The sequence below is a fragment of the Vicinamibacteria bacterium genome (assembly GCA_035570235.1).
GTDB lineage: Bacteria > Acidobacteriota > Vicinamibacteria > Fen-336 > Fen-336 > DATMML01.
The window spans coordinates 146290-162351 of record DATMML010000091.1 but is presented as its reverse complement, the minus strand read 5'-3'; the positions used below and the strand labels follow the sequence as shown (position 1 = coordinate 162351).

The window sequence follows — 16062 nt, the reverse complement described above, 5'->3', positions numbered from 1 at the left end:
CCCCCCGTCTTTTTATAGAGAGGTGAAACGGGGATGGCGACTCTGAGCAGGTGTAGGAGCGCGGCCGCGATCGTGTTCTCCCTGGCTGGTCTGGCCCTGGCGGCGGGCGGGTGGGCCGACGAGCCGGAGCCTCCGAAGGGCCCCCCCAAAGAGTTCGCGGGCCTCAAGTTTCGGCTGGTTGGTCCCCCCGCCGGGGGCCGGGTCGCGCGCGTGGCCGGCGTCCCCGGTGATCCTTTCACCTACTACGCGGCCACCGCTGGGGGCGGGGTGTGGAAGTCCGGGGACGGCGGGATTCGCTGGAAGCCGGTCTTCGATGAGCAGCCGGTCTCCTCCATCGGCTCCATCGCGGTCGCTCCTTCGGACCCCAACATCATCTATGTCGGCTCGGGAGAGGCCAACATCCGCGGCAACGTGGCCATGGGCAATGGGATCTACAAATCCGTCGACGCGGGCAAGACCTGGAACCACGTATGGAAACAGGAGGGTCAGATCGGCGCCCTCGTCGTTCATCCCACCAACCCGGATCTTGCCCTGGCCGCCGTGCTCGGCCGTCCCTTCGGGCCCAACCCGGAGCGGGGCGTGTACCGGACGAGGGACGGCGGGAAGAGCTGGCAGAGGGTGCTTTCCAGGGATGCGGACACGGGCGCTTCCGACGTGGCTTTCGACCCCTCGAACCCGAACATCGTGTTCGCGGGCCTCTGGCAGGCGCGGCGTCGCCCCTGGGAGTTGACGAGCGGGGGCCCCGGCAGCGGCCTCTACGTGTCGCGGGATCTGGGTGAGACGTGGAGGCAGCTCAAGGAGAAGGGGCTGCCGGAAGGGCCCTGGGGCAAGGTGGGCGTGGCGGTAGCCCCCTCCGATGGCCGCCGTGTCTACGCGCTCATCGAGGCCGAGAAAGGCGGGCTCTTCCGGTCCGACGACGGGGGCGAGAGCTGGAAGCTGGCGAGCGAACACCACTCGCTCCGGCAGCGGGCTTGGTACTACACCACCCTCTCCGTGGATCCCGGCAACCCCGACGTCGTCTGGTTCCCCCAGGTGCCGATGTTGAGGACGATCGACGGCGGCAAGACCATCAAGAAAGTGAAAGAGCTCCATCACGGAGATCACCACGACGTGTGGATCGATCCCCGCAACCCCCGCCGCGTCATCGCCGCCAACGACGGCGGAGTCGACATCAGCTCCAACGGGGGGGAGACCTGGTACGCGCCCCCCCTGCCCATCGCGCAGTTCTACCACGTGGCCGTGGACAACCAGGTGCCTTACCGCGTGTCTGGAGCCATGCAGGACCTGGGCACCGCTTCCGGCCCCAGCAACAGCCTCTCCTCGGGGGGCATCACGCTCGGCGACTGGTACGCCGTGGGCGGGGGGGAGGCCGGCCACACCGCCCACGATGCCTCCGATCCCAACGTGGTCTACGCGGGCGAATACCTCGGCTTCATCTCGCGCTACGACCATCGCACGCAGCAGGTGCGCGCCGTGAGCGCCTACCCCAACAACCTGTCCGGGCACGGGGCGGAGGACGGCCGCTACCGCTTCCAGTGGACGGCCCCCATCCACGTCTCGCCCCACGATCCCAAGGTGGTCTACCACGGCGGCAACGTGCTCTTCCGCACCAGCGACGGAGGCCAGAGCTGGACGGCGGTCAGCCCTGACCTCACCCGCAACGACAAGAGCAAACAGAGATGGTCGGGGGGCCCCATCACGGGGGACAACACGGGGGTCGAGTACTACTGCACCATCTTCGCGATCGCGGAGTCCCCGAGGCAGAAAGGGCTGATCTGGGTGGGCACCGACGACGGCCTGGTCCAGGTCACGCGCGACGGCGGGGCTACCTGGACGAACGTGACCGCGGGTATCCCCCGTCTGCCGGAGTGGGCCACCATCGACCTCATCGAGCCCTCACCCTTCGACGCCGCCACCGCCTACGTGATCGCAGACGCCCACCGCCTGGACGACACGAGGCCCTATCTCTACCAGACAACGGACTTTGGCAAGACGTGGCGAAGCCTGGCCGCCGCGCTCCCCCCTGACGTGTACCTCCATGCCGTCCGGGAGGACCCCAAGCGCAGGGGCCTCCTCTACCTCGGTACCGAGCGCGGGGTCTCGTTCTCGCCCGACGACGGCGCCACCTGGACCCCTTTGAGGCTGAACCTGCCCACGGTGGCCGTGCACGACCTCGTGGTGAAGGGCGACGACCTCGTGGTGGGCACCCACGGCCGCTCGATCTGGATCTTCGATGACCTCACCCCCATCCGGGAGTGGTCGGCGCCGATCGCCGCCAAGGCCGCGCACCTCTTCGCCGTCCCCCCCGCCATCCGCTGGCGTGCCCACAGCCCGGTCTCCTCCCACCTCAAGGGCCCGGGTGAGAACCCGCCCGCGGGCGTGGCCATCTCCTACTACCTGAAGGCGAAGCCGGCGGGGGAGTTGTCCCTCCAGGTCCTGGATGCCGACGGCGCCGTGGTCCGGACGCTCTCCAGCAAGAAGGAGCCGCCCGAGGAAGAGGAAGACGACCCCGACGCCGCCCGCCCCCGCAAGCCGGTGGTGCTCGCGACCGACCCCGGGGTGCAGCGCGTGACTTGGGACCTGCGCTACGCGGGGTCGGTCAAGATCCGGGGGGCCAAGGTCGACGCCGGGAATCCGGCCATCGGCCCCTGGGCCCTGCCCGGTGGCTACACCGCGAAGCTGATCGTGGACGGCCAGAGCCTCACCACCCCCTTTGAGGTGCGCCCCGACCCCCGGGTGGCCGTACCCGCGGCCGAGCTCAAGGAGCAGCTCCAGTTCGCCCTCGCCCTCCGCGGGGACATCACGCGGCTCACCGGAATCGTGCACCAGATCCGGTCGGTCCGGGAGCAGATCCTGGCCAAGAACGAGCTGCTGAAGGCGGACAAAGGGGGGGCCGCTCTGGTGCAGGCCGGGGGAGACCTCCTCCGCAAGTGCGACGCCCTCGAGGAGAAGCTCCACAATCCGAAGGCCCAGGTCACCTATGACATCCTGGCCCAGCGGGGAGGGGCCAAGCTCTACTCCAAGCTGAGCCCGCTCCTGGAGTGGGTGGACGACGCGGACGGCGCTCCGACCCAGGGGATGCGCGATATGTATGCGGAGCTGGCCCGGGAGATGAAGCAGTACGAGGACGAGTGGAAGGGGATCGCGTCCGCCGATCTCACCGCACTCGACCAGAAGGCGCGGGACCTGGGCACCTCCTACGTGGTCCTGCCGGAGGCCGCCGGAAAGCCCTGAGGTCATGGCGTCGCTTTGGCCGCGCCCGCGGGGGGCGCGAGGCCGTTCGGCCGGGCGGCCGCGTCTGGACTCGGGCTTAAGGCCTTCGGCGGGGGAGCGGGCGGTATCGGAAGCAGCCCGTGAGGTGGTCGTTGACCAGTCCCACCGCCTGCATGAAGGCGTAGCAGATGGTGGGGCCCACGAAAGCGAAGCCGCGCTTCTTGAGGTCTCGGCTCAGGGCGCGTGACTCGTCCGTCTCCGCGGGCACCTGGCCCATCCGGACCCAGCGGTTCCTGATGGGCTCCCCCCCCACGAACCGCCACAGGTACCGGTCGAAGCCTCCCTCCTCAGCCGCGATCGCCAGGAAGGCCTTTGCGTTCTGCACCGTCGCCTCTACCTTCCGGCGGTTACGGACGATGCCGGGATCGCGGAGCAGGGCCGCGATCCGACGCCGGTCGAAGCGCGCCACAAGGCGGGGGTCGAAGCCGGCGAAAACCCTCCGGTAGTGCGGGCGCTTTCGGAGGATGGTGATCCAGCTCAGGCCGGCCTGGGCGCCCTCCAGGATCAGCATCTCGAAGAGCCGTTTGTCGTCGTGCTCGGGAACGCCCCACTCCCGATCGTGGTAGGCGAGGTAGAGGGGATCGGTCCCCGCCCAGGGGCACCGGAGACGGGCTTTCACCGGCCGCTAGGAGAGGTCACGGCGGCGGGGGCTGGCGACGGGGCCAGACCGCGGGCCTTGGCGTAGGCCCGGAGGCCGGAGGCCAGGATCCGCACGCACGCCTCGAGGTCGTTCTTCTTGAGAACGTAGGCGATCCGAACTTCGTCCCGACCCAGGCCGGGGGTGGCATAGAAGCCGGGGGCGGGGGCGACCATCACCGTGGCTCCGTCCTCCTGGAAATCCGTGAGCATCCAGGCCGCGAAGTCCTCGCTGTCGCGGATGGGGAGACGGGCCACGAAATAGAAAGCCCCTTCCGGCTTGCGCAGGAAGACCCCGGGAATCGCGGAGAGGGCGCGGAAGAGGAGATCCCGGCGGCCTTGGTATTCCCCCACCACTTCCTGCGCATACTCGGGGCCTAGCTCTTGGGCCCCCAATGCAACGAGCTGGGCCAGGCCAGGGGCGGAGAGCCGCCCCTGCGCCATCCGCACGCAGGCCTGGTGGACGTCGCGGTTGCGGGTGGCTAGGGCCCCCAGGCGGATGCCGCAGGCGCTGTACCGCTTGGAGAGGCTGTCCACTACGATCACCTGCTCCGCGAAACCGGGCAGCATGAGGGCACTGAAGGGCCGGCGGCCGTCGTAAACGAACTCGCGGTACACCTCGTCCACGACCAGGAAGAGGCCGTGATCACGGCAGAACTCGGCCAGCACCTCCATCTCCTCGGTGGTGTACACCGTGCCCGTGGGGTTGTTGGGGTTGCAGAGGATGACGAGGCGGGTGGCCGGGGTCAGGGCCTGCTCCCAGGCCTCTCGCGCGGGCAGGTGGAAACCGTCCTCGCTGCTGCTGGTGAGGGGCCGGAGGCGAACCCCGGCCATGGTCGCGAAGGCGGCATAGTTGGTATAGAACGGCTCCACGAGCAGTGCCTCGTCGTTCTGGTTCGCGCAAGCCACGAGGGCGAAGAGGATGGCTTCGCTGCCCCCGGTGGTGGCGACCAGCTCCCCTTCGCTGAGCGCAACGCCCAGACGGCGGTAGTACGCCTGGAGCGAGGCCAGATACTCCGGCGTGCCCGCGGACGGCGTGTAGGCCAACACCCGGGGGACGCGTTCCAGGCGCTCGCGCATGGGCGCGGGCGTTTCCAGATCGGGCTGACCGATGTTCAAGTGGTAGACGCGGACGCCGCGGCGCTTGGCTTCCTCGGCCAGCGGCATCAGCTTGCGGATGGGGGAGGCCGGCATCTGCCGACCACGGTCCGAGATGCGCAGAGTCGTCATGCGGTGCCTCCCCGCGGTCGCATCGAACTCCGGCGACCGCCGGATTCCAAGCCTAGGCCACGCGCTTCCCGAAAAAGGATGATACCACGCGCCCTCCCGTACCCCCGGTCCGGGGCTGGCCTCGCCTTCTCGCGGAGAGGGGAGCGTCCCCAGGCCGGGGGCGGGGGTATCCGTCGTTCGGGCGGCCGCCGACCCACCGGGGAGGGCGGATCAGAAGCCCCGTGTCTCGCCCACCTTGAGCACGAAGGCGCGCTCGCCCAACTCGCGGCGCGCGGCCTCGGCCAGGAAGCGACGGGGCGGCTCATCCAGAGGCTCGTCAGCCAGGTCGAAGGTGCCGAAGTGCATGCCCAGGACGCGCTCCGCCCCGGCGTCGAGCGCCGCTTGCAGGCCCTCCTCGGGCGTGGTGTGGACCGGGCTCATGATCTCGCGGGGGGAGTAGGCGCCGATGGGGACGGCGGCCAAGTGGAGCGGGCCCAGCCGACGGCCGATCTCCGCGAAACCCGGAAAGTAGGCGGTGTCCCCGGCGAAATAAAAGCGGCGGGTGGGACCCGCCACGACCCAGCCTGCCCAGAGTCGGCGGTTGCGGTCGGTCAGGGTGCGGCCCGAGAAGTGCTGAGCGGGCACGCAGGTCACGCGCAGGGCGCCAATCATGACTGAGTCCCACCAGCCCAGCTCCACCGCCTCTCCCCCCACCCGAGCGACGAGCTCGGCCACCCCCCGGGGGACGATGAAGCGGAGACCGCGCGCGGCGAGGACCTTGATAGAGGGCAGGTCGGCGTGGTCGTAATGGTCGTGGGAGAGCAGAGCGAACGCCAGCGGGGGCAGCTCTCCCAGGGGCACGCCCGGCGGCACCAGCCGCCGCGGCCCCGCGAAGGAGAGGGGGCTCGCGCGCTCCGAGAAGACGGGGTCGGTGAGAAAGCCCGCGCCGTCCATGCGGACGAGGAGGGTGGCGTGGCCGATCCACGTCACGCCCGGGTTCTTGAGGAGGGCCTCACGGTCGTAGGGGACGGTGGGGGCCCCGCCCGGCCGGGGGGCGAGGGTGGCCCGGAAGCGGCGCCAGAGGAAAGGCAAGCCGATGGCCACCGGAGCCGCTGGCCCTGGCGCCTTCATGGAATGGGGGCCGGATCGATCTTGAGCTCCACCGTGGTCCCGAGCTTCAGGGGGGTGGGCTCCGAGAACGCCACCTTAACGGCCAGGATCCGGGTGTCGGTGGGGCGGCTCGGGTCTTGGGGCTTGAGCCGACGGAGGGTGACCGAGTCCGGGACTTCCTCGACGCGCCCCCGCCAGGCCCTACCCGGAAAGCCCTCGGCGCTGATGATGACCGGAGCCCCGACGGCAATGGCCCCCGCGTCGGCCTCGTGGGCCTCGCCCTCGACGCGCAGCCGGCTCAAGTCCGCGATCGTGAAGGCGGCGTCGCCGGCCTCCACGGTTTGGCCCTCGTCCACCCTGCGCAGGGTCACGGTGCCGGAGATGGGGGCCAGGATCCGGGACTTGCGGAGCTGGGCCTCGTAACGGGCCACGGTGGCGCCGGCCGTGTCCCGCCGGGCCTGGGCGATCTCCAGGTCTCGCGTGGCCTGATCCAGGTCGTGCACGGCCACGATCTTCTCCTGGAAGAGCTGGCGGCGCCGTTCGCGGGCAAGGTCGGCCAGACGGGCCTCCGCCTCCGTCTCCGCAACGTGGGCCCGCGCCTCGGCCAGCGAGGCCCTCAGTTCCTCGGACTCGATCTCCGCCAGGAGGTCACCGCGGTGGACGGTCTGGCCCTCTTGAACGACGACCCGCACCAGGCGGCCGGGCCGCTCGGCCCCCACCTTGACCTCGGCCCCGGGGTAGGCGACCACCCGACCCTCGGCCGCCACCACGCGGGCGGCGGCGGGGGCGCCCACGGCGGCCGGCGCGGCGGGGGCGGCGCCCCGCGCCTGCCATCCCGCGGTCACGATCAGCACCGCGCCCACGATTCCACTCAAGGCCAGCGTTCTCATTCTCATGACTCCGATCTCCCCGCCCCCGCACGTCGAGCCCCGCTCGCCACCGCGGCCTTCACGCCGCTAACCGACCGTCCCGAATCCCCACCACCCGGTCCGCCACCGCGCGTACCTTGGGGTCGTGGGTGACGACCAAAAGCCCCCTCGACTCCGTCTTGGCGAGGTCCCGGAACAGCTCCAGGACCTGCACGCCCACCGCGCTGTCCAGGTTGGCGGTGGGCTCGTCGGCGAGGATGACCCGGGGCGACCCGGCCAGGGCCCGCGCGATCGCCACCCGCTGCTTCTGCCCGCCCGAAAGGTCGCGGGGAAGGAAGTGCAGCCGGTCGCCCAGGCCCACCCGCTCCAGCACGCGCCGCGCCTCGGCCTGCGCCGCCCCGCCCCGGACGCCCTTGACGTTGAGCGAGTACTCCACGTTCTCGAGGGCGGTGAGGGCCGGGAAGAGGTTGTACTGCTGGAAGACGAAGCCAATGGAGCGACGCCGCACCTCGCGCAGAAGGTCGGGCCGTTGCGGGTCCACGGCCCGGCCCGCCACCGTCACCCGGCCCGAGGTCGCGGTGAGGATGCAGCCCATGATCGAGAGCAGAGTGGTCTTGCCGGAGCCGGACGGTCCTTCCAGGGCCACCACCTCGCCCGCGCTCACCTCCAGGGAGACGCCCCGCAGCACCTCCACTTTCTGGGCCCCCTCTTCGAAGACCTTGACCACGTCCTGCGCGGCCAGCACCGTGTCGTTCATGGGACCTCCCGACGCCTTCAAGCGCGAAAAACGAGGGCGGGATCGATGGTCGCGACCCGCCGGAAGGAGAGCATGGCCGCTCCCAGGCACATGAGCACGGTGCCCGCGAAAACCGCAAGCGCAAAGCGGGGCGACACCATGACGTTGAGGTAGAGTCTGGCCAGCAGGGGGCGCATGGCTAGCGACATCGTCCCTCCTAGGACGAAGCCCACCACGGCTGCGATCACGGCCTGCTCCCCCAAGATTCGGTAGATGTCCCAGTTCGAGCCGCCGATCGCTTTCACGGTCCCGAACTCCTTCACGTGCTCCACGGCCGAGGTGTAGAGGGTCTGGGCCACGATCACGATACCGACCAGCACCCCCAAGAAGACGGTGATGCCCATGTTCATGCCCAACCCGGTAGAGACCACCCAGTAAGCCCGAGAGCGCGCCGCCCAGGCGGCCTTCGTGTAGACGTCGTTGAAGGGCAACCGGCTTCGGATTTCCGCCGCCACCGCCCCCGCGTCGGCCCCCGGCTCCAGCCCGACTAGGACGTAGTGGGTCTTGCCCTGCACGGTCTGGAGCAGCTCCTGGGCATTCTTGAAGTCCATGAAGACGATGGGTGCGGTCGTGAAGGACGCGGCCCCGGAGGTCGTGCCGATGATCTTGAAGCGCTTGCCCAGGATCTCCCGGTAGTCGCCCACCGCGAACGGTCCGAAACGGCGGCTGGCCGAACGGTCCATCAATATATAAGCTCCCCGCTTCAGGTCCCGCACGTCGCCCTCGTTGACTTCCCAAGGGAGGTTCCACCCCTCGAAGTCGTTCATGGCGTATACGAGGGCACCTTCCTCCGCGCCGTTAGGGAGCTGGATGTTCATGAACTGGATGAGCAGGTTCTCCGCCCTCGCCACCCCGGGAACACCGCGCGCGCGCAGCACGGCTGTCTCCGGGAAAGTGTGGGCGAAGTCCACGTTGGGGGTGTTGTGAGAGGTGATCCAGACTTCGGCGTTCGCGTGCTCGATGGTCACCGTGGCCTTGTCGAGCAGGCCCATGAACAAGCCCACCTGCACCAGCACCAGGGTCACCGCGAAGGCCACGCCCGCCACCGTGATCACGAAGCGGAGCCGATCGTGGAAGAGGTTCTTGCGGGCGAGGGAGACCATGGCCTTCAGTCCCGGGCCGGACGGGCGACCAAGCCCCGGATCCCGTTCTCGATCACGCGCTCGACTAGATCGGGAACGGCCGCGCCCTCTGGCCAGTGCTGTGGCTGGAGGGTGATCAGCAGGGCCACCGCTCCATGGAGGCTCGCCCACAGCACTTGGGCCAGGGCCTGGGGGTCACCCGGCCGGAACTGCCCGGCGGTGATCGCCTTCTCCACCGCCGAGCGGAACAGGCTAAAGGACTGCACACCCGAAGCGCTGGCCTGCGGGACACGCTCGAACTTGGCGGGAGTCATGAACATGAACCGGTAGTGGTTGGGATTCTGCAGGCCAAACGTCGCGTAGGCGCGGCCGAGCTGACGGATCCACTCCACGGGGTCCGCGGGGGGGGGCTGCCCCTCGAAGAGGGCGAGGAGCTTGCTGAAATCCTCCTCGCAGAGGGCGTTCACGAGGTCGTCCTTGTCCTCGAAGTGGTTGTAGATCGTGGTGGGGGAGTACTCTATGGCCTCTGCGACGCGACGCATCGTGACCCGGTCGTAGCCTTCGCTTGCGAAGAGTTCGTGAGCGGCGTCGAGGATTTTCCGCCGCACCTCCTCCCGCTCCCGCTCCCGCCTCTCAACGATGCCCATCCTCACTCCTGCTAGGTTATCAACGGTCCTGAACTGAACAACGTTAAGTATCAGAGGAATGTTCCATTAAAGCAAGACAACGTTCACAAATAGCTTGTTTTCAACGGATTAGTGTTACAGAATCGGCGGCGATTTTGCCATGTCGGCTGTGCGTCAACCGCAGGGGGCAAATTGTGGGGATGAGAGTAGTCCTTGAAATCTGGGGAGTTGGGGTCCTAGCGGCCCTCACCGCTGCGGGACCCCTGGGCTCACCGACCGCCGCGGATCAGTCCCAGCGGCCTGGCCACGAAGGCGGCGGCACAGTTCTCCTGCCCAACGGCTGGAAGATCGCTCCCGCCGGGCAGCACATCCCCCTCGGCGACCTTCCGATGGAGATGGTGGAGTCGAGCGATGGCCGATACCTCGTCGTCACCAACGACGGGTATGCGAAGCCGATCCTGAGTGTCGTGGACCTGAAACAACTCCAGGTGACCCAGCGCGTGCCCATCCCGAACGCTTGGCTCGGCCTGGCTTGGCACCCGGACGGCCAGCGGCTCTACGCGTCCGGGGGCGGGGACGGCACGATCCTGGAGCTCCTCTTTTCGAAAGGGAAACTCCGGCTGGGCCGGACCGTTACCCTTCAAAAGCGCGACAAAGAGAGCTTCGTGGGCGGTCTGGCCGCGAGCTCGGACGGCTCGCGGATCTTCGCGCTCCAGGTCTTGGGGGATTCGCTGAGCGCAGTGGACCTGGCGCGGGGCGTGGTGACCCGAACGGTGAGCCTTCCCGCCGAACCGTACACCTCGCTCCTCTCCCGCGACGGCCGGACACTCTTTGTCTCCCTCTGGGGCGGAGCAAGGATCCTGCTTCTCGATTCCACGACCCTCGCCACTCGCGGGGAGATCCCGGTGGGCGAGCATCCGAGCGCGATGGCCCTCTCTCGGGACGGCACGCGCCTTTTCGTGGCCTGTGCCAACACGAACGCGGTCTGGGTGGTGGACCTCGTGGCCAACAAGGCCCTGGAACAGATATCCGTCGCCCTCTACCCCCAAGCCCCCCCGGGGAGCACGCCCAACGGCCTGGGGTTGTCGCCGGATGGAAAGACCCTGCTCGTGGCCAACGCGGACAACAACGCGCTCGCGGTGGTGGACGTCTCGCGGCCGGGAGACAGCGAGGTACGGGGCTTCATCCCCACCGGCTGGTATCCCACCGCCGCCCGCTTCAGCGGAGACGGGAGCCGGGTCTTCATCCTGAGCGGCAAGGGCCTTACCTCGATGGCCAACCCGCACGGCCCCCACGACCCTTTCTATATCGGGCAGATTTTGCAGGGCACGCTTTCCATCCTGCCTATGCCCGACCCCGCCGCCCTAGCCGCCTTCACCAAGAAGGTCTACTCCCTCACCCCCTACACGGACACCACGCGCCTCGCCCCGGCCCAGGCGCCGGAGCACTCTCCGATCCCCCGCCGGGTGGGGGAGGCCTCGCCCATCAAGCACGTCTTCTACCTCATCCGGGAGAACCGGAGCTACGACCAGATCCTCGGCGATCTGGGGTTGGGTAACGGGGACCCCAACATCTGCCTTTTCGGGGAGGAGGTCACGCCCAACGCCCACGCCCTGGCCCGCGAGTTCGTGCTCCTCGACAACTTCTACGTGGACGCCGAGGTGAGCGCGGATGGCCACGCCTTTTCGATGGGGGCCTATGCCACCGATTTCATCGAGAAGACCTGGCCCATGAACTACGCCCACCGGGGCGGTTCCTACCTGACGGAGGGAGGGAGGGGGGTGCGCAACGCGTACGGCAACGTCGCAGCCCCCCCCCTGGGTTACCTCTGGGACGCGGCCCGGCGGGCGGGGGTGAGCGTCCGCAGCTACGGCGAGTTCGCGCACCGCGGAGACGAAATGGAGACCGACTCCGGGAAGGGCCCGGTCGAAGCCAACGTGCCCGGCTTGGCCGGCCTCGTCAGCCCGGACTATCCCCCCTGGGATCTGAAGATCCCGGACAACCGACGGGTGGACGTGTGGCTCCAGGAACTCCACCGCTTCGAGAGGGAGGGTGGCCTGCCCCAACTGTCCATCATCCGTCTTGGCAACGACCACACCGGGGGCACCAAGCCGGGATTCCCGACCCCCCGGGCCATGATTGCGGAGAACGACTTGGCCCTGGGCCGGTTGGTGGAAGCCATCTCGGAGAGCCGCTTCTGGAAGGAGTCCGCTATCTTCGTGATCGAGGACGACGCCCAGAACGGGCCGGATCACGTCGATGCCCACCGCTCGGTGGCCCTTTTGGCCAGCCCCTACGCCCGGCGGGGCGCCCTGGACAGCACGCTTTACACCACCTCGGGGATGCTGCGCACGATCGAGCTAATCTTGGGCCTGCAGCCCCTGAGCCAGTACGATGCCTCCGCTACTCCCTGGTATGCCGCCTTCACGGAGTCTCCTGACCTCAAGCCCTTCGCCCACCTGCCCCCCCGCATCTCCTTAGAGGAGCGGAACGAGGCCTCCGCCTACGGCGCGGCCGCGTCTTCGGCCATGGACTTCGAGGACGCGGACCGGATCCCCATGCGCGAGATGAACGAAATCCTGTGGAAGTCGGTGCGGGGCGCGGGTTCCCCCATGCCTCCCCCTGTGCGAGCGGCATTCGTGCGCCCGTCGCGTGAGTTGCTCCATCCCGCGACGCCGGACTAGACTCACGCGGGGAGGACGATGAGCACCGCGCCCGCCGATCCGCTCCTGGATTCGTTGATCAGCGATTTCGGCGGCAACTACGTCTTCGCCCTCGACGTGCTGGAGCAATACCGGCACGACCGCCACTCCGTAGACCCGAGCTGGCGGGAGTACTTCGATAAGGCTCTGGGCGTGAAGCCGGAAGGGGAGCCCGCGCCCGTGACCGTGATCGTCCCCCCGGCCGCCCCCGAGCGCTCCTCCCTCGTCCGCCGCCCGGGAGCGGCCCTGGCGGGGGGGCCGCGATCGAAGGCGGTAGCCATTCCCGCCATCCTGCCCGGCGACATCGCCCAGCCCATCCGGGGGGGCGCAGTCCGCATCGTGGAGAACATGGAGGCCAGCCTCCAGGTCCCCACCGCCACCTCCATCCGGACCCTCCCCGTCCGGACCCTGGAGGAGAATCGGCGCATCCTCAACAAGCACCGCGAGGCCGCGGGGGCGGGCAAGGTCAGCTTCACCCACCTGGTGGCTTGGGCCATTCTGCGGGGCCTCGATGCCTTCCCCCGCCTGAACGACGCCTACGCGGAGCTCGAGGGTCAGCCCCACCGCATCCAGCGCGACGCCGTGCGCCTGGGCATCGCGGTGGACGTGCTGCGCAAGGACAGCACGCGCACGCTCCTCGTTCCCAACCTCAAGGACGCGGGGCGAATGGACTTTGCCGCCTTCCTCAAGGCCTTTGATGACCTTGTGGCCCGAGCCCGCCAGGGGACGATATCCCCCGACGACTTCATCGGCACCACCCTCTCCCTCACCAACCCCGGCACGGTGGGGACGACCTCGTCTGCGCCCCGCCTCATGCCCGGCCAGGGCCTGATCATCGCCACCGGCGCTCTCGACTACCCTGCCGAGTACCGCTCCATGGCTCCCCGCACGCTCTCTCTGCTCGGGATCAGCAAAGTCATGACCGTGACCTCGACCTACGATCACCGGATCATACAGGGGGCGGAGTCTGGGCTCTTCCTCTCGCGCATGGAGGAGCTCCTCAAGGGCGGCGACGGCTTCTACGAGCGCATCTTCGAGGACTTGGGCGTGCCCCACCGGCCGATGCATTGGGAGATCGACACCGCTCCCGGGCTCGGCGGGCCGGCGGGCAGCCGGGAGGAGGTGGAGAAGCAGGCCAAGGTCCTGCAGCTCATCCACAACTACCGTGTGCGCGGGCACCTCGTCGCCGATCTCGACCCCCTCGACTCAAAGCGTGCCCCCCACAAGGACCTCGATCCCGCCACCTACGGCCTCACCCTCTGGGACCTGGACCGCGAGTTCATCACCAACGGGCTGAGCGGCAAGGACAAAGCCAGCCTGCGCGAAATCCTGGAGGTCTTGCGGGACACCTACTGCGGGACGATCGGCGTGGAGTACATGTACATCGCCGACCCCGAGCGCAAGGAGTGGCTCCAGCAGCGGATGGAGTCCACCCGCAACTACCCCGCCTTGGACGCGGGGAGCAAACGGCGCGTGCTCGAGAAGCTGGTGGAGGCGGAGAGCTTCGAGCGCTTCCTGCACGCGAAGTTCATTGGGCACAAGCGCTTCTCGCTGGAGGGGGGGGAGGCCCTGATTCCCCTTCTGGACCGCATCTTGAACGACGCCGCCCAGCAGGGCGTGCGCGAGGTCGTGATCGGCATGTCCCACCGCGGGCGCCTGAACGTCCTCGCCAACACGGTCGGCAAGCCCTTGGCCCAAATCTTCGCGGAGTTCGAGGGCAACGTGGACCCGGACTCCACCCAGGGCTCGGGGGACGTCAAGTACCACTTGGGCGCCACCGGGCAACATCACGCGGACACCGGGGAGACCCTGACCCTGACCGTGGCCCCCAACCCCAGCCATCTGGAGTGGGTGAACCCCGTCGTGGAGGGGATGGTGCGCGCCAAGCAGGATGCGCTGGGGGACGGCCAGCGATCGCAGGTCATTCCCATCTTGCTGCACGGCGACGCCGCCTTCGCCGGACAAGGGATCGTGGCCGAGACCCTCAACCTGGCCGGCCTGCATGGCTACCGCACGGGGGGCACCATCCACGTGGTGGTGAACAACCAGATCGGCTTCACCACCCTCCCCGAGGACGCTCGCTCCTCCACGTACTGCACGGACGTGGCCAAGATGGTCCATGCCCCTGCCTTCCACGTCAACGGCGACGACCCGGAGGCGGTGGTGTACGTGGCGGGTCTGGCCCTGGAGTACCGACAGCGCTTCAAGAAGGACGTGGTCGTCGATGTCGTGGGATACCGTCGCTGGGGTCACAACGAAGGCGACGAGCCCAGCTACACCCAACCCTTGATGTACGCCCGGATCAAGAGCCACCCCTCGGTGGCGCAGCTCTATGCCGAGCAGATGGTCCGTTCGGGGCTGGTCACGCGTGAGGAACTGGACGCCCTCTGGGAAGACAAAAAAGCCCAGATGCAACGGGAGGGGGAGAGCGGGCCCTTGGCCCGGATCGCCAAGAGGCCCGGCGTGGAACCGTCCCCGGTGGACGCGGGCGCCATGTGGGCGCGGCTGCGGGCCGCCCTCAAGGTCCTAGGCTCGTTACCCGAAGGCTTCGAGGTCCACCCCAAGCTCATCCCCCACATCCGGAAGCGGGCGGAGCTGGCGGAGGGTCGGGGACAGGTGGACTGGGCGACGGCGGAGGCCCTCGCCTTCGGCACCCTGCTCCTAGAAGGGATCTCGGTGCGGCTGTCCGGCCAGGACTCGGGCCGAGGCACGTTCAGTCAGCGCCACGCCATCCTCTACGACGTGCGCGACGGCAAGGAGTACGTCGCCCTGAACGCGCTCGCCCCCGCGGGCGCGCGTTTCGAGGTGTACGACAGCCTCCTCTCCGAGGCCGCGGTCATGGGCTTCGAGTTCGGCTATTCGGTGGCCGAGCATCACGCCCTCGTCATGTGGGAGGCCCAGTTCGGCGACTTCATGAACGGGGCCCAGGTCATCATCGACCAGTTCCTAGCCGGTTCCGAGACCAAGTGGGGGCAGCCCACCGGCCTCACGTTGCTTCTGCCCCACGGCTACGAGGGCCAGGGGCCCGAGCACTCGAGCGCCCGCATAGAGCGCTTCCTGACCCTCTGCGCCGAGGACAACATGAGGGTCTGCTATCCGTCCACGCCCGCCTCCTACTTCCACCTCCTGCGCCGGCAGGGGCGCGACGCCGTGGAGAAGCCGCTCGTGGTCATGACCCCCAAGAGCCTGCTGCGCCACCCCCGCTGCCTCTCCGAGCTCACCGATCTGGCGGGAGGCGCTTTCGCGCCCATCCTCGAGGACGAAGCCGCCGACCCCGCCCGCATCCGGCGCGTGATCTTGACCAGCGGCAAGCTCTATTACGATTTGCTCAAGGCGCGCGAGGAGCGAAAGGCAGACCAGGTGGCCCTCCTGCGGCAGGAGCAGTTCTACCCCTTCCCGGCCCGGGAGCTCTTGCGGGCCCTCAGTCGCTACTCGCTCTCCGCGGACCTGGTTTGGGCGCAAGAGGAGCCGCGCAACATGGGGGCCTGGCGGTTCGTGCGCGAGTCGTTCCTGGACGGCGAGATCGCCGATCCGGGCCGGCGTGTGCCCCGCTACGTGGGCCGGGTGGCCAGCGCCAGCCCCGCGCCGGGCTCGCACAGGGTCCACTTGCAGGAGCAGGAAGCGATCGTGAGGGAGGCCCTCTGGGACTGATGGGGGCGCGGCGTCGTGCGCCGGGAGCCCCCGCCCTGCACTGCGCTATAATATCCATTTGTCGGCTCTTCCCCGGGGGTCGCGAGGCGGCCTCCCAAACGACGAGGT

General features: G+C 68.7%; 10 protein-coding genes. 3 read left to right on the top strand and 7 right to left on the bottom strand.

Going from position 1 to position 16062, the window contains the following annotated elements; all coding sequences use genetic code 11:
• The first annotated feature begins 72 nt into the window (after positions 1-72).
• The gene (locus VN461_17100) at positions 73-3234 is read left to right on the top strand and encodes a glycosyl hydrolase (protein HXB56494.1); all 3162 of its coding nucleotides are present in this window, start codon (positions 73-75) and stop codon (positions 3232-3234) included.
• Between the two features lie 76 nt (positions 3235-3310).
• Here the strand turns inward: VN461_17100 and VN461_17095 are convergent, their stop codons facing one another.
• The 7 genes from VN461_17095 to VN461_17065 form a co-directional block, all read right to left on the bottom strand.
• Complete coding sequence (locus VN461_17095; GenBank protein HXB56493.1) at positions 3311-3892, bottom strand: DNA-3-methyladenine glycosylase I; 582 nt, start codon at positions 3890-3892, stop codon at positions 3311-3313.
• Entirely contained in the window at positions 3889-5139 is a 1251-nt protein-coding gene (locus tag VN461_17090) for a pyridoxal phosphate-dependent aminotransferase (GenBank protein HXB56492.1), read from the bottom strand. Before VN461_17090 ends, VN461_17095 begins: the two co-directional genes overlap by 4 nt.
• 210 nt (positions 5140-5349) lie before the next feature.
• Entirely contained in the window at positions 5350-6249 is a 900-nt protein-coding gene (locus VN461_17085) for an MBL fold metallo-hydrolase (protein HXB56491.1), read from the bottom strand.
• Positions 6246-7124, bottom strand: coding sequence for an efflux RND transporter periplasmic adaptor subunit (locus VN461_17080; protein HXB56490.1), 879 nt, complete (start codon positions 7122-7124; stop codon positions 6246-6248). The genes VN461_17085 and VN461_17080 overlap by 4 nt, the downstream gene beginning before the upstream one ends.
• A gap of 52 nt (positions 7125-7176) precedes the next feature.
• Positions 7177-7854: an ABC transporter ATP-binding protein gene (locus VN461_17075; protein ID HXB56489.1), complete on the bottom strand. Its 678-nt coding sequence runs from the start codon at positions 7852-7854 to the stop codon at positions 7177-7179.
• 17 nt (positions 7855-7871) lie between these two features.
• On the bottom strand, positions 7872-8996 hold the full coding sequence (locus tag VN461_17070; GenBank protein HXB56488.1) for an ABC transporter permease: 1125 nt from the start codon (positions 8994-8996) through the stop codon (positions 7872-7874).
• 5 nt (positions 8997-9001) lie between these two features.
• Complete coding sequence (locus tag VN461_17065; GenBank protein ID HXB56487.1) at positions 9002-9622, bottom strand: TetR/AcrR family transcriptional regulator; 621 nt, start codon at positions 9620-9622, stop codon at positions 9002-9004.
• 179 nt (positions 9623-9801) lie between these two features.
• Between VN461_17065 and VN461_17060 the strand changes: the two genes are divergently transcribed.
• Positions 9802-12285 carry a hypothetical protein gene (locus VN461_17060; GenBank protein ID HXB56486.1) on the top strand — a complete coding sequence of 828 codons (2484 nt, stop codon included), beginning with the start codon at positions 9802-9804 and terminating at the stop codon, positions 12283-12285.
• 18 nt (positions 12286-12303) lie between these two features.
• Positions 12304-15954 (top strand): multifunctional oxoglutarate decarboxylase/oxoglutarate dehydrogenase thiamine pyrophosphate-binding subunit/dihydrolipoyllysine-residue succinyltransferase subunit, encoded by a 3651-nt coding sequence (locus VN461_17055; protein ID HXB56485.1) that lies wholly within the window; start codon positions 12304-12306, stop codon positions 15952-15954.
• Positions 15955-16062 lie beyond the last annotated feature (108 nt).

What these genes read in the sequence shown, in the direction of transcription:
- VN461_17090 (HXB56492.1), bottom strand. Translation starts at nt 5,139, where the DNA reads ATGACGACTCTGCGCATCTCGGACCGTGGTCGGCAGATGCCGGCCTCC.
- VN461_17085 (HXB56491.1), bottom strand. Translation starts at nt 6,249, where the DNA reads ATGAAGGCGCCAGGGCCAGCGGCTCCGGTGGCCATCGGCTTGCCTTTC.
- VN461_17080 (HXB56490.1), bottom strand. Translation starts at nt 7,124, where the DNA reads ATGAGAATGAGAACGCTGGCCTTGAGTGGAATCGTGGGCGCGGTGCTG.
- VN461_17075 (HXB56489.1), bottom strand. Translation starts at nt 7,854, where the DNA reads ATGAACGACACGGTGCTGGCCGCGCAGGACGTGGTCAAGGTCTTCGAA.
- VN461_17070 (HXB56488.1), bottom strand. Translation starts at nt 8,996, where the DNA reads ATGGTCTCCCTCGCCCGCAAGAACCTCTTCCACGATCGGCTCCGCTTC.
- VN461_17065 (HXB56487.1), bottom strand. Translation starts at nt 9,622, where the DNA reads ATGGGCATCGTTGAGAGGCGGGAGCGGGAGCGGGAGGAGGTGCGGCGG.
- VN461_17060 (HXB56486.1), top strand. Translation starts at nt 9,802, where the DNA reads ATGAGAGTAGTCCTTGAAATCTGGGGAGTTGGGGTCCTAGCGGCCCTC.
- VN461_17055 (HXB56485.1), top strand. Translation starts at nt 12,304, where the DNA reads ATGAGCACCGCGCCCGCCGATCCGCTCCTGGATTCGTTGATCAGCGAT.